10 protein-coding genes are annotated in these 15227 nt (G+C 42.6%); all 10 read right to left on the bottom strand.

The window, feature by feature from the left end:
* Positions 1–20 precede the first annotated feature (20 nt).
* The 10 genes from icmF to ACQV1I_RS23655 all read right to left on the bottom strand — a co-directional run bounded on the left by icmF (position 21) and on the right by ACQV1I_RS23655 (position 15135).
* Complete coding sequence (gene icmF / locus ACQV1I_RS23610) at positions 21–3266, bottom strand: fused isobutyryl-CoA mutase/GTPase IcmF (RefSeq protein ID WP_116333608.1); 3246 nt, start codon at positions 3264–3266, stop codon at positions 21–23.
* 32 nt (positions 3267–3298) lie between these two features.
* The gene (locus ACQV1I_RS23615) at positions 3299–3931 is read right to left on the bottom strand and encodes a TetR/AcrR family transcriptional regulator (RefSeq protein ID WP_003334210.1); all 633 of its coding nucleotides are present in this window, start codon (positions 3929–3931) and stop codon (positions 3299–3301) included.
* Positions 3932–4062: 131 nt separating this feature from the next.
* Positions 4063–5004, bottom strand: coding sequence for a methylmalonyl Co-A mutase-associated GTPase MeaB (gene meaB, locus ACQV1I_RS23620; RefSeq protein WP_018669707.1), 942 nt, complete (start codon positions 5002–5004; stop codon positions 4063–4065).
* A 12-nt stretch (positions 5005–5016) separates the two neighbouring features.
* Complete coding sequence (locus tag ACQV1I_RS23625; protein ID WP_094699898.1) at positions 5017–6159, bottom strand: acyl-CoA dehydrogenase; 1143 nt, start codon at positions 6157–6159, stop codon at positions 5017–5019.
* A gap of 29 nt (positions 6160–6188) precedes the next feature.
* A complete protein-coding gene (locus ACQV1I_RS23630) occupies positions 6189–7331 on the bottom strand; it encodes an acyl-CoA dehydrogenase (protein ID WP_116333607.1) in 1143 nt (380 codons plus the stop codon).
* A 68-nt stretch (positions 7332–7399) separates the two neighbouring features.
* A complete protein-coding gene (locus ACQV1I_RS23635) occupies positions 7400–8251 on the bottom strand; it encodes a 3-hydroxybutyryl-CoA dehydrogenase (protein WP_116333606.1) in 852 nt (283 codons plus the stop codon).
* Between the two features lie 79 nt (positions 8252–8330).
* On the bottom strand, positions 8331–9518 hold the full coding sequence (locus ACQV1I_RS23640) for an acetyl-CoA C-acetyltransferase (protein ID WP_116333605.1): 1188 nt from the start codon (positions 9516–9518) through the stop codon (positions 8331–8333).
* Between the two features lie 159 nt (positions 9519–9677).
* Entirely contained in the window at positions 9678–11762 is a 2085-nt protein-coding gene (locus ACQV1I_RS23645) for a (Fe-S)-binding protein (RefSeq protein ID WP_018669702.1), read from the bottom strand.
* 338 nt (positions 11763–12100) lie between these two features.
* Positions 12101–13468, bottom strand: a complete 1368-nt coding sequence (ablA, locus tag ACQV1I_RS23650; protein ID WP_018669701.1) for a lysine 2,3-aminomutase — start codon at positions 13466–13468, stop codon at positions 12101–12103.
* A 251-nt stretch (positions 13469–13719) separates the two neighbouring features.
* Entirely contained in the window at positions 13720–15135 is a 1416-nt protein-coding gene (locus tag ACQV1I_RS23655; protein WP_094699954.1) for a sigma-54 interaction domain-containing protein, read from the bottom strand.
* Positions 15136–15227: the final 92 nt, after the last annotated feature.

The raw sequence follows: 15227 nt of genomic DNA on the forward strand, positions 1-15227 counted from the left end.
TACTGGGGCATAATCCGTTCTTACATATTACGTCGATATTGTCCGCCTACTTCATACAAGGCTCCCGTAATTTGACCAAGAGAAGCCACTTTTACCGTCTCCATTAATTCAGCAAATACATTCCCGCCTATTAACGCAGCCTCTTGTAGCTTCTTTAAAGCTCCAGGAATTTGTTGTGCATGTCTTTGCTGAAAAGCACGCACATTATCAATTTGTTGTTGCTTTTCCGTATCTGTAGCCCTTGCCAACTCAATTTCATAGTCATCTTCAGAAGCATTTGGATTTAGGAAAGTGTTAACTCCAATGATCGGTAAATCACCTGAATGTTTCCTCATTTCGTAATACATTGACTCATCCTGAATCTTCCCTCGTTGATATTGTGTTTCCATGGCCCCTAATACTCCACCACGCATACTTAACCGTTCAAATTCTTGTAATACAGCTTCCTCTACTAAATCAGTCAGCTCTTCAATGATAAAAGCACCCTGCAACGGATTCTCATTTTTTGCCAATCCCAATTCTTTATTAATAATCATTTGAATTGCCATTGCCCTACGTACCGAATTTTCGGTAGGTGTCGTGATCGCTTCATCGTAGGCATTAGTGTGCAAAGAATTGCAGTTATCATAAATTGCTATAAGCGCTTGTAGCGTAGTGCGAATATCATTAAAGTCCATTTCTTGGGCATGTAAAGATCGTCCAGATGTTTGGATGTGATACTTTAATTTTTGGCTACGCTCATTAGCACCATAACGCTTCTTCATAGTGATTGCCCAAATCCTACGAGCTACCCTTCCAATTACGGTATATTCAGGATCAAGTCCGTTAGAGAAGAAGAAAGATAGATTATGAGCAAATTCGTCAATTTTCATACCACGGCTTAAATAATACTCCACATAGGTAAAGCCATTTGCAAGTGTAAAAGCTAATTGTGTAATGGGATTAGCCCCTGCTTCAGCTATATGATAGCCTGAGATAGAAACAGAATAGTAATTACGTACTTTATTTTCTATAAAGTATGCTTGTATATCTCCCATCATACGAAGGGCAAACTCCGTAGAGAAAATGCAAGTATTTTGTCCCTGATCTTCTTTTAAAATATCTGCTTGCACTGTTCCCCGTACGTTCGAGAGAGTATAGGCTTTAACTTGCGAAAGCTCTTCTCCAGAAGGTTGACGTCCTTCTCTCTCTACGAATTTCTCTATCTGCTGTTCAATGGCTGTATTTAAAAACATAGCTAAAATCATTGGCGCAGGCCCATTAATTGTCATGGAGACAGAAGTGGAAGGGGCACAAAGATCAAAGCCCGCATACAGCTTTTTCATATCATCCAATGTACATATGCTTACTCCGCTGGTTCCGATCTTTCCATAAATGTCAGGCCTCTCATGAGGATCTTGGCCATATAGCGTCACACTATCAAATGCTGTGCTCAATCGTTTTGCATCATCATTTTTAGATAGGAAATGGAATCGTTTATTAGTACGCTCTGGCGACCCTTCTCCTGCAAATTGCCTACGTGGATCTTCTCCTTCTCTTTTAAAAGGAAAAACACCTGCGGTAAATGGAAATTCCCCTGGGACATTCTCTTTCATAGACCAAGATAGTAAATCTCCCCACTCATGGATGGTGGGTGTGCTAATCTTGGGAATCCGTGATCCAGAAAGTGATGTGGAAAATAACTTTGTCACTATTTCCTTATCGCGAATTTTTGTGACAAGCTGATCCTGTTTATACAATTCTTTTTGTTTTGGCCAGTTTTCCAGCCACTTTTTTGATTCGGGATGCAATGTCTCTTCAAATAATGTAATTTGAGAAGCTACTTGAGCAAGCACTGCTTCGTCTGCTCCCTGCTCTGCTAAAACTTTGTAAGCTCCATTAAGTTGATACAGTTTACGCGCATAGCCTGCCTGCTCTTCACTAAACTTGTGATAATTCCGTACTGTATTAGCTATGTCCTGAAGATACGTAATTTTTTCAGATGGAATGAGTGGTGGTTTATGAGCTAAGATCGGCATTGGGTCGAGATGCTCTACATCCCAATCAAGCTGCTTTTTCTGAACGATCGCTCGCATCAAGGCCGCAAAAAGAGCATTGGTGCCTGGATCGTTAAACTGACTTGCAATCGTGCCATAGATCGGTAGCTTTTCATCTTCCACTTCAAATAATTGATGATTACGACGATACTGCTTTCTTACTTCACGTAAAGCGTCCTCTGAGCCTTTTCGCTCAAATTTGTTAATGGACACCAAATCGGCAAAATCAAGCATATCAATTTTTTCTAACTGAGAAGGAGCACCGTATTCACTTGTCATTACATATAGTGACAAATCACAAAGTTCGTTGATGCGAGCATCCCCTTGTCCAATCCCGCTTGTTTCCACGATGACTAAATCAAAGCAAGCAGCCTTAGCTACCTGGATCGCATCTTGCAGTGCAAGAGACAATTCTGATCCCGATTGTCTAGTCGCTAAACTACGCATATAAACACGTGGCGTGTTATTTGCGTTCATTCGAATTCGGTCACCTAAAAGTGCACCACCTGTTTTTTGTTTCGATGGATCTATCGACAGAATGGCAATTGTCTTTTCGGGATACGTATATAAAAAACGACGAACTAATTCATCTGTTAACGAGCTTTTACCTGCTCCACCTGTGCCTGTAATACCCACGACAGGCACATCACTGGTTAGACTAACTAGTGCATCTCTAACCTGATTGAACCATTTATGATCGACAACATCATACTCCGCCAACGTAATTAAGCGAGCAACCGCTTGGATATTCTTTTCCTGTAACAAATCCACTTCCGATTGCAGGGAAGCCATTGTCGGATAGTCACATTCTCGAATCATCATATTAATCATACCTTGAAGCCCTAGTTCCCTGCCATCATCTGGTGAGAACAGCTTAGCTACACCATATTCCTCTAATTCACGAATTTCTCGAGGAACGATTACGCCACCACCTCCGCCATACACGCGAATATGACCGGCCCCACGTTCTCGTAGTAAATCAACCATATATTTAAAAAACTCGACATGCCCACCTTGGTAGGAGCTGATGGCAATTCCTTGCACATCCTCCTGAATAGCAGCATCAACAATCTCCATGACAGAGCGGTTGTGACCCAGATGAATCACTTCCGCTCCAGAGGATTGCAATATTCGACGCATAATATTTATGGAAGCATCATGTCCGTCATAGAGACTCGCTGCTGTTACAAACCGTATTTTATTAGTTGGACGATAGACCTCTGTTATCACCTTGACAGCCTCCCCTTATCTATGGGATGGCTCTATTCGTGTCCGCTGATATCCCGCAGAAGCAATTCGGTCTGTTTCTCGATGTATTCGTCCAGGGTATAGCTCTTGCCAAGTGTCCAACGTCGGAACACCCACATTTCAGCTAGTACCATGATGTTGTTAGCCATTAGCTTCACATAGCGCTCATCAGTCCGAATGGAACCATCTTCCATCCCCTTATGCAAAATCTCTTCAAAAATGCCTGTGATAGACTCTTCTCGACGTAACACATACGTCATCGCTTCATGTGGTAACGACTTGGTTTCCTGATAGATTAATAGCACACGATCATTTACCTGATCCATAACACGTATTAGGCTTTTCAACGCGAGCTTGAGGCTTTTGAGACCAGAACCATTGTAGGTAATCGCTTCACGCAGTCTTTCTTCCATTTCATTATGAATAGAGTCACAAACCAAATATAAGATATCTTCTTTGGATTCAATGTACTCATATAGCGTTCCAATGCTAAAGCCAGAAGCACGAGCAATTTCCCGCGTAGTTGTTTTGTGGAATCCTTTGTGTATAAATAGGTCAACGGCCGCCTCAATAATTTGTTCACGCCGTTTTTCGATTAGTTTTGGGTCCTTCACCAAGGAAGGGATTACTTTCTTACGTTCTTGCACCGAATAAGCCACCTTTCACCAATTTGACTAACGTCTCTGGTTTCTCCCCATTATACTAATCCACAATTTATGCTACAATCCTCTTTTTGCGGCTAATCGTGCCAGACTTGTAACAAAAGCGACCCCATAAGTTAACGTTGTAAAAAAATACGTACCATTTTTTCTGCTGCATGATAAGGATCTACCTGTCGATTCGCTACTTCATATAACTCGTTAGCAAATGCACCTTGTTCAATTCCTTGTAGCATGACACGATAAAGATTCTGGTTCACTAACTCCATTACCTCTTCGTGTAAGTGATACGATCTACGCTTTTCCCCTTCACCCGATTCAGTTAGGAACCTCTCATGTGTATGGATAGCTTGCCACAAATCAGTTATCCCAACTCGGTCTGTTGCAATTGTACGTATAAGAGGAGGTTGCCAGCTTGCATCATGCTTTACGATCTCTATCATTTGTTCAATCTCTGTCAGTAATTTATCCAGACCAGGCAAATCTGCTTTGTTAATGACAAATAGATCAGCAATCTCCATAATTCCAGCCTTAAATGCCTGAACAGTATCCCCGCTTCCCGGATTTAGTACAACAGCGACTGTATCAACAATTTTCATAATGTCTAACTCAGACTGCCCAACCCCTACTGTCTCAACAATAATAACTTCACAGCCATAAGCATCCAGAACACGTACTGCCTCTTTCGTATTGCGTGATAGACCACCTAAATTTCCCCTGGTCCCCATACTTCTTATAAAGACGCCTCTGTCAGGAGCATGATGCTGCATCCGAATACGATCCCCTAACAAAGCACCACCAGTAAATGGGCTAGTAGGATCAACCGCAATGACCCCGACTGAAATCTGTTGCGAACGCAAATAAGTAATCAATGCATCTACTAACGAACTCTTACCTGCTCCTGGGGAACCCGTTAACCCAATTAATCGTGCTTTGCCAGTATGGGGGAAAATTTCCTGTAACACCTGCCCCTTTTCAGGAAAGCCGTCTTCAATCCAGGTAATTGCTCTGGCAGCCGCGCGAACATCTCCTGCCAGTATTCGCTTGGTTATCGGATGCACGTAGGTCAGCTCCTACTCTTTTAACAGCAGGTTACTGATAACCACACGCTGTATTTCATTTGTTCCTTCATATATCTGCGTAATTTTAGCGTCACGCATAAATCTTTCTACTGGATATTCGCGCGTATAGCCATATCCTCCAAACACTTGCACCGCTTCTGTCGTTACTTGCATCGCAATGTCACCGGCAAACACCTTGGACATAGCTGACGCTTTTCCATACGGCAAGCCTTTATCTTCTAACCAAGCGGCTTGATACGTTAGTAATCTTGCCGCCTCTATCTGAGTAGCCATATCTGCTAATTTGAACTGAATGGCTTGCAACGCAGCAATCGGTTTGCCAAATTGAATACGTTCCTTCGCGTAGCTTACGGCATGTTCAAACGCACCTTGCGCAATTCCAAGAGCTTGAGCTGCAATACCGTTTCGTCCACCGTCTAGTGTCATCATCGCAATTTTGAATCCTTGCCCTTCCTCTCCCAAACGATTAGCCACCGGTACACGTACATCCTCCATAATCACTTCTAGTGTGAGCGAAGAACGAATTCCTAGCTTTTTCTCCTTTTTACCCATAGAGAATCCTGGCATATCTTTTTCTAGAATGAAGGCTGTTACACCCTTATGTTTTAATTCAGGATTCGTTACTGCAAAAACGATATAAATTTCAGCTTCGCCAGCATTCGTGATAAAAATTTTGTTACCATTGAGCACATAATGATCACCATCTCGAACAGCAGTTGTACGCATTCCTGCTGAATCAGAGCCGGACCCTGCCTCAGTCAGACAGTACGCCCCCATTTTCTTACCCTCTGCAAGTGGTCGTAGAAATGTTTGCTTTTGCTCTTCTGTACCAAATTTATAGATCGGCCAGCTTGCTAAGGAGACATGTGCAGACAGAGTTACGCCAATGGATGCATCTACTCTTGACAACTCTTCAACAGCAAGTACATAGCTGAGATAATCAGCTCCAGCACCACCATATTTCTCATCCCACGGGATTCCTGTAAGACCTAATTGTGCCATCTGTTCAAATATAGAACGATCAAATCGCTCTTCTTCATCGCGTTCAGCAGCAGTTGGTGCTACTTGATCCTCAGCGAATTCTCTAATCATTTTACGTAGCATTTCCTGTTCTTCGTTTAGACGAAAGTCCATCTTTTCCACACTCCCTGCTTGTTGTTGTTCTATTTAGTAAGCAAATGCTTAGAAATGACTAGTTGTTGAATTTCTGATGTTCCTTCATAAATTTGCGTAATTTTAGCGTCTCTAAACAAACGCTCTACAGGATATTCTCTTGTGTAGCCGTATCCTCCAAAAATCTGCACAGCCTCTATCGCTGATTTCATAGCAACATCCGAGGCAAACTTTTTTGCGATGGATGCTTCAAGCCCACATGGTAGACCTTCCTGTCGCAAGAAGGCTGCGCGATATACAAGTAATCGAGCCGCTTCCACTTGCGTAGCCATATCTGCCAGCTTAAAAGCCACTGCTTGCTGATTACCAATTGCAGAACCAAATTGCTTCCGCTCTTTCGCGTATTGAATTGAATACTCTAGACCGGCTTCCGCAATACCCAAGGCTTGAGCCGCAATACCGATCCGACCCACATCCAAATTAGACAGGGCAATGGCAAAGCCTCTTCCTTCCTCACCTAGAAGATTTTTTACCGGAACAGTTGCATTCTCAAAAATGAGCTCCGTAGTATTAGAGCCATGAAGTCCCATCTTTTTTTCCTTTTTTCCCACCGTAAGGCCTGGTGTACTTTTTTCCACGATAAAGGCAGAAATCCCGTGGGTTCCTTGCGTAGCATCTGTCACTGCAAATGTTACGTACGTATCCGCTTCACCACCGTTGGTTATAAAAATTTTGCTACCATTTAATACATAATGGTCATCTTGGCGTATAGCAGAAGTACGAATGCGTGCGGCATCAGATCCTGCTTGAGGCTCTGTCAAAGCAAATGCACCCAAATATTCTCCACTTGCCAACTTTGGGACATATTTTTGCTTTTGCTCTTCATTTCCATAGTACAAAATGGGTGTTGTACCCACAGAGGTATGAACCGATAGAATTACCCCTATAGTGGCACTTATCTTAGAAATTTCATTGATCGCAATTACATAAGAAATAAAATCAGAATCAGATCCCCCCCATTCTTCAGGGATTGGGATTCCCATTAAGCCCAGCTTTGCCATTTTAGTAAGCAGTGGACGCGGGAATTCTTCTGTTTCTTCCATATAAGCAACAAATGGAGCAATTTCTTTTTTTGCAAAATCACTTACCATCTTTCGCATCATTTGCTGTTCCTCTGTAAAATGAAGCTCCATAAACAAAACCCTTCCTTTTAGCAAATTTCTCGTTGTCCCTACTTATATGGCGCTCCATGTACATCAGGTTAGGAATACACATAAAATCCTCTTCCTGACTTGCGACCTAACCAGCCGGCTTTCACATATTGGCGTAATAACGGACAAGGGCGATATTTGGAATCCCCAAATCCTTCATAGAGTACTTCCATAATGTAGAGACAAGTATCCAGTCCAATAAAATCAGCTAAGGTAATAGGTCCCATCGGATGATTCATACCTAGCTTCATAATGTCATCGACCGCTTCTGGAGTGGCTACCCCTTCGTATACACAGTAGATTGCTTCATTAATCATTGGCATTAATACGCGATTTGAGATAAAACCAGGGAAGTCTTTACAGCTAACTGGTATCTTATCCAGTCGTTTTGCCAATCCTTCGACCGCTTGATAGACCTCATCTGATGTTTGTAAGCCACGGATCATTTCCACTAGCTTCATCACAGGTACAGGATTCATAAAATGCATGCCAATAACCTGTTCTGGACGTTTTGTAGCCGCTGCAATTTCTGTAATAGGAAGGGAGGAGGTGTTGCTAGCTAGGATGGTATGTGGTTGACAAATTTCATCCAATTTTTTAAAAATTTCGGTTTTTATCTGCATGTTCTCGACCACTGCTTCTATAACCACATCCGCGTCCTTAGCACTTGTAAGCTCTGTTGAGGTGATAATACGGGAAAGAATTTTTCCCTTTGTTTCTTCTGTCAGCTTGCCTTTTTCCACCTGCCTATTTAAATTCTTACCAATATTGCCTAAACCACGTTCAAGGAAAGAGGTAGATTGATCATGTAAAATCACCTGAAATCCGGCATGTGCCACCACCTGAGCAATACCGCTCCCCATCTGCCCTGCGCCTATAACCATAATCGTTTGAATGCTCATTTACCCTGCTCCTTCTCTTTTCAAAAATGATGCAATTTCGTTTAAGATGTACAAAAAACCACCTATCAAAACGGAGTAGTTACCTTCCTGACTCAACGCGTATTAAAATAGCATCTCCCTGAGCGGCTCCACTGCAAATAGCAGCTATGCCTAATCCTCCACCGCGTCGTTGTAATTCATGAATAAGCGTCATGATAATCCTTGCACCACTTGCTCCGATCGGATGCCCCAGCGCAATCGCACCGCCGTTTACGTTAACCTTCTCCTCGTCCCATCCGACGATTTTTCCACTTGTCAATGTAACCGCGGCGAATGCCTCATTTACTTCAAATAAATCTATTTCCTCAAGTTCTTTTCCTGTCTTTTGCAACAATTTTTGAATAGCGAGCCCAGGTGTAGTGGCGATATAAGGAGCCTCTGCCGCAACCTCCACATGCCCAAGAATCGTAGCTAGAGGTTTCACCCCAAGTTCCTCAGCTTTTCGCTCTGACATGAGCACAAGAGCTCCCGCGCCATCATTGAGTCCAGGCGCGTTCCCGGCTGTAATGGTCCCGTCCTTTTTGTATACCGGTGCTAATTTAGCCAAGCCCTCCAATGTGGTTTCCGATCGTATCGCCTCATCCTCCGTTACGAGCAGTGGCTCTCCTTTTCGTTGGGGAATTTGAACTGGAACAATTTCCTCTGCGAAATATCCTGCTTCGCGGGCCTTCGTGGCACGTTGCTGACTACGATAGGCCCAAGCATCCTGCTCTGCTCTTGTAATGTTGTATTCTTCCGCTACATTACTCCCATGCACAGCCATAGGCACCTGATCGAATGGACAAGTTAGCCCATCATATAACACTAAATCCTTCACAAGATTATCGCCCATGCGAAAGCCATTCCTTGCTTGTGGCATTGCATAAGGGGCATTACTCATGCTCTCCATTCCGCCAGCTACAATAATCTCCGCATCCTGGCAACGAATGATCTGATCCGCCATGGCAACGGAACGCATGCCAGAAGCACACACCTTATTGATTGTCTCACTTGTTACTTCCCATGGAAGACCTGCTTTTCTGGCAGCTTGCCTTGATGGAATTTGTCCAGCACCTGCTTGCACGACCATCCCCATGATGACCTTATCAACTGACAAGGGGTCGACCTTAGCTCTACTCAGTGCTTCCCTAATTGCCAATGCTCCTAGCTCTACAGCAGACACTTCTTTTAATGCACCATTAAACTTCCCAAAAGGTGTTCGAGCCGTTCCAACTATGACTGTATTCAATGCAATTCCTCCTTCTTCTTATGTACCCTATCAGTCAATGCAAAAACCGATCGAGCGGTCGCTCATTTTATATCTTTATTTTGCACATTCTATTCCCATTAGTCAATTTATTATGACAATAAGCGGCAGTCCTTTGACCACCGCTTTTCCAGTTACTCCTTACAGAGCATCGGCTAAAATTTCAGCAATATCTCTCGCTTTCACTTGTTCCTCAGCCTCTTTCATTTTTAGCCCATCATCCATCATGGTTAAGCAGTATGGACAAGCACTCGCGATTGCCGTTGGGTTAACTTCTAAGGCTTGTTCCGTACGCGCAACATTGACACGAGTACCTTCATGTTCTTCCATCCACATCAATCCACCACCAGCGCCACAGCACATGCTATCACATTGGCTTCGTTTCATCTCTACGATCTCTACACCCGGAATTTCTTGAAGAATCTGGCGAGGCATATCATAAATATTGTTATAACGCCCTAAATAGCATGAATCATGATACGTAATACGTTCCTTCACTTCTTTCTTTGGTGTAAGGCGCCCTTCTTTCATCCATTGAATTAACAGCTCAGAATGATGATATACCTCTGCTTGCAAACCAAACTCAGGATACTCATTCTTAAAGGTATTAAAAGCATGCGGGTCACAGGTCACAATCTTTTTAACATCGTAGCCTTCAAATAAAGCGATGTTTTCTTGGGCTAATTGTTGAAACAGAAACTCATTACCGATACGGCGAGCTGTGTCGCCTGAGTTTTTTTCTTCATTCCCAAGGATGGCGAACTTAATACCTGCTTCGTGCATCAGCTTAACAAATGCATGCGTAATTTTCATACTGCGGTTATCAAAGGAACCCATAGCCCCTACCCAAAATAGGTACTCAAACTCCTCTGCCGTTTTTACAGTAGGTACTGTATACGCTTCATCCAGACCCTCCATCCATTTCATGCGGTCTTTACGATTGATCCCCCACGGGTTACCCTGACGTTCAATATTGTTTAATGCACGTTGAGCTTCTTGTGGCATACTACCTTCTGTCATCACTAGATAGCGGCGCATGTCGATGATCTTATCGACGTGCTCATTCATCACTGGACATTGATCTTCACAGTTACGACAGGTTGTACACGCCCATAGCTCCTGCTCGGTAATCACGTCACCTATCAATGCTTTATCATATACATTTTCTACAGCAGCGGCACCTTCAGCGGTAGCTGCTACTTCTCCAGCTTGCAGGGCGATCTGGTTAGCTTTTGTATTGGGAAATGCAAAAGTAGGCATCCAAGGTGTACGCGAAGTAACGCTTGCCCCTTTTTCAGTGAGATGATCACGCATTTTCACGATAATATCCATAGGAGAGAGCATTTTGCCAGTTCCAGCGGCCGGACACATATTGGTACAGCGTCCACACTCTACACAGGCATATAAATCAATTAGTTGTGTTTGGGTAAAATCTTCAATCTTTCCATTTCCGAAAACTTCCTGTGTCTCATCTTCAAAGTTAATGGTAGAGAGCTTACCTGGTGGGTCCAGCTTTTTATACCAGACATTAAAGGGAGCAAAAATCAAGTGGGCATGCTTGGACTGCGGTACATAAACAGCAAAGCTTAACAAAATAAGCAGATGCGCCCACCAGAAGAAAAAGAACAAAGCAGCTGCCGCCGTTTCACCGATTCCTGAAAACACAAATGCGATAGCTGTGGAGAAAGGAGCAAAGATAGAGCCCTCGTGCCCTAACCATAGCTGCTCGAAAGCGAGTGAACCGAGAACTGTCACCATCAATGAACTGATAAAGATAATGACTAAACCTGACTTTAATCCTCGCTTTAAGCGATTTAACTTTTCAACATAACGTCGATAATACGCATAACCGATAGCTATAATAATCAGCATGGCGGTTATTTCCTGCATTAAGCTAAAGTACTTATGGGCGCTACCAAATGGTAATTCATACCCAATAATAAGTCCCTTTAAAATAAGTTCAATGGCACCAAATTGCAAAATAATAAAACCGTAAAAAATGACAACGTGCATAATACCGCTCTTCTTATCCTTTAAGAGCTTCTTTTGCAAAAAAACGTTCTGAATGATCAAATTGAAGCGGGTCTTAAAGTCATCCTTTATATCTGGCTTTTTACCCAACTTGATAAACAGATACCGGCTGTACAACAGATGCGCTACAAGATATAGCCCATAAGCCAGCACAAGGAAGAAGGCAATTAAATTTAATAGTGGTAGGATTTCCATATCTTCCAGCTCCCTTTCTTTTACATAATGTAGTTATATTGGATTGTAAGTTTTCTTTTGTTTAATCTTATCAGAAGTATCAGAAAAAATGAATGACTATTCATTCAAATTTTACATTTCCACCCAAATTTTTTTAATAAAACGACTGCATAGCTTTCCTGAGCGGTCGCTCACTTTCTTTTTTGATCATATCATACTCATTTGGCTACCGTAAAGATTGAGTAATCGGTTGGTTACACGAACAAAAAAGAGTCCTTTCTCTCTCCATCATAAGTAACACCTCCATACTTGAAGTTCTACTTAATCATAGAGAAGGGAAAGGACCTGTTTACACGTTCCTATGCCTCTTTTTCACTTATTCTAGCACGTTGCTCTTTCTGCTTCTTCTGCTCACTCTGTTCTTTACGCACATCGGCAAGCGACTTGACCTTGGTGGCCTCAATCCGTTTATTACGCTGTAGACCTGTTGGCTCCAAATTGTCTGCTAAATCTTCCATTAATGCTGCAATACCTACTGCTTTTCCCCTCTCAGCCTGATAGTATTCATTTTGTGATAGATCTGGTGCCTTGTAATTCTGTGGTTCAGGGTAAGCAGTGATAACCCCTTCAAAATTACGTAGGATTACTTTATCAGCCGATTGAGAAATGATATAGTTGGGCATTACTGGAATCTTACCACCACCATGCGGAGCGTCTACAACAAAAGTAGGTACTGCATAGCCCGAGGTATGACCGCGTAAGTATTCCATGATCTCTAATCCTTTAGAAATTGGTGCTCGGAAGTGACCGATGCCTTCTGATAGATCACATTGATAGATATAATAAGGACGCACGCGGATTTTAACAAGGTCTTGCATCAATTGCTTCATCGTGTACGGATCATCATTGACTCCAGCAAGAATAACGGACTGATTACCTAGCGGAACGCCAGCATACGAAAGCATTTCACAGGCTTTTTTTGCTTCTTCGGTAATTTCTTTGGGATGATTGAAATGCGTATTGAGCCAAACAGGATGATATTTCTTCAAAATCTCGCACAAATTCTCCGTGATGCGTTGTGGGAAAACGACAGGTGCTCGTGTTCCAATCCGAATGATCTCCACATGCGGAATCTCTCTCAGACTTTTTATAACGTATTCAAGTACACGGTCATTAATAAGTAGAGCATCCCCACCGGATAAAAGTACGTCGCGTACCTCTGGGGTGTTACGAATATAATCTAAACAGGCATCCAATTGTTTTTTAGGTACTCCCATACCGATCTGACCTGAAAAACGCCGGCGCGTACAGTAACGACAATACATAGAACATTGGTTTGTTACTAAAAATAGAACGCGATCTGGATAGCGATGAGTCAGACCAGGAACAGGTGAATCCTCATCCTCATGTAACGGGTCCTCCATATCGTACTGAGTGCGAACCATTTCATGTGATAACGGGACAGATTGTAAACGAACTGGATCCTTTGGATCGTTCTCATCCATTAGCAAAGCATAGTAAGGTGTGATATTTAACGGAATGGTCTGGTTGGAAATCCGCACTCCCTCTTCTTCCTCAGGGGTTAAATGAATTACCTTTTTTAAGTCATCTACATTTTTAATGGTGTGGGTCAACTGCCACATCCAATCGTTCCATTGTTCATCCGTAACGTCTTTCCATAATTCCACGTCCCGCCAATTACGCAATTTACGAACTGCTAATGCCATGTTATAATCCCCCCTGCTTATTAAATAACAGAACATCTTGAAGCTTCATCATTTACATAATGCAAGGAGGATGCCAATTCAGATGGAATATTTATTATTTTCAGAATTAGATGAGATATACAGTGTATTTGCTAGCTTTTCTGCGTTCTGAACACGCATGTTTTACTTTATGGTACTTTTTTGGGGATTGTTTATTGTGCCAGCTTTTCGGCAATGTCCGATTGTTGGATTGCTTTTAAACCAAACCTGCATTACTTTTTATCTTTCTGTTGCGCCAATTTATACTGTAGAGTTTGTCGAGGAATTCCTAATTGTTTTGCGGCTTGCAGAATATTTCCTTGGGTTTGTTCCAGTGCCATTTGAATTAAACGCTTCTCTGTTTTTCTTAGTACATCTCGTAAGGTTCCATCTATAGTGATAATTTTTTCATTACTTACACCGTCTTCTTGTTCTTGTAGTACCTCCTCTATCTCATCCATTCTTTTTAAAAAGGATAACGGAAGGTCTTCGACTGTAATCCATTCGCCTTCAGTAACATTCATGGCAGCTTCAATCATATGCTCTAACTCTCGAATGTTACCCGGCCACATACATCGCTTAAATAAAGTCCATACCTCTTGATCCAATCCTTTTACCTGTAGCTCAAACATGTTGTTATACTTCTGTACGAAATGCTCTACTAAAAGGGGAAGATCCTCTGGACGTTTGTGTAACGGTGGAAGCCAGAAGGACACAACATTTAAGCGATAATACAGATCAGCTCTCAATCCCCCACTTTCCACCACTTTTTCTGGCAATTCATTAGTAGCTGCAATGACTCTCACATCGACCTGCACTGATCCCGTACCGCCTATTCTTCTGATCTGACCGTCCTGTAATACACGCAATAATTTGGCTTGTAGCTCCAATGGCATACTGTTTATTTCATCTAGGAATAACGTACCTCCATTTGCTACTTCAAACAATCCAGGACGATCATCTGCCCCAGTGAAGCTACCCTTCGTGGTACCAAAGAGAATTCCCTCTAATAAGGAAGCAGGCAAGGCAGCACAATTTTGAGCAATAAATGGACGTTTCTTTCGTGGGGATGCTTGATGGATAGATTGTACCAACAACTCTTTACCTGTCCCTGTTTCTCCATAAATCAGTACAGGAGAGTTGGTTCGCGCTGCTTTTAACGCTATCTGTTTCACACGATTTAACTCAGGGTTATTTGTTAAGATATCGGAGAACTCATAAAATACCTGATCTGACACAAGTGGCTTCACTTGCTTTTTTCGTCCACTTTGGACTCGAACCTGCAAATCAACTAGCTGCTCCGACAACTCCCTTAGTTTTTTCATATCTTTAGCTACCTCAACTGCCCCAACTAGCCGATCGTCTACACGGACTGGTAACGTCGTATTGATTGTCTCCACCTGTACGCCTCGCCAGTTGGTATAGCGTTGGGTGCGATTATACATGGGCTTGCCTGTTTGAATGACATTTAACAAGGTGCTGGACTCGCTATCTAAAGAAGGAAATACTTGCAACAACGGCTTACCCAGCACCTCCTCTTGTGTTAAACCATCCAATCTTGCAGCGATGTGATTGTACATGATCGTTATTCCTTGGGCGTCAACCACATGGATGCCTTCATCAATTGCTCCTAAAATTGCGCTTAACATCTCCACTGTTTCCGATTTTGGTAATGTACTCACAACATCCCTCCTAACAGACTGCCAAAAACTAGTCACTGTGCTAAAAAATCGGCACTACG

Origin of the sequence: Brevibacillus sp. JB24b (assembly GCF_051713385.1) — a bacterium.
Taxonomy (GTDB): domain Bacteria; phylum Bacillota; class Bacilli; order Brevibacillales; family Brevibacillaceae; genus Brevibacillus_B; species Brevibacillus_B laterosporus.

Bases quoted from the DNA above. Each gene is read 5' to 3' on its own strand.
- ACQV1I_RS23625 (WP_094699898.1), bottom strand. From the start codon at position 6,159: ATGGACTTTCGTCTAAACGAAGAACAGGAAATGCTACGTAAAATGATT.
- ACQV1I_RS23630 (WP_116333607.1), bottom strand. From the start codon at position 7,331: ATGGAGCTTCATTTTACAGAGGAACAGCAAATGATGCGAAAGATGGTA.
- ACQV1I_RS23635 (WP_116333606.1), bottom strand. From the start codon at position 8,251: ATGAGCATTCAAACGATTATGGTTATAGGCGCAGGGCAGATGGGGAGC.
- ACQV1I_RS23645 (WP_018669702.1), bottom strand. From the start codon at position 11,762: ATGGAAATCCTACCACTATTAAATTTAATTGCCTTCTTCCTTGTGCTG.
- ablA (WP_018669701.1), bottom strand. From the start codon at position 13,468: ATGGCATTAGCAGTTCGTAAATTGCGTAATTGGCGGGACGTGGAATTA.
- ACQV1I_RS23655 (WP_094699954.1), bottom strand. From the start codon at position 15,135: ATGTTAAGCGCAATTTTAGGAGCAATTGATGAAGGCATCCATGTGGTT.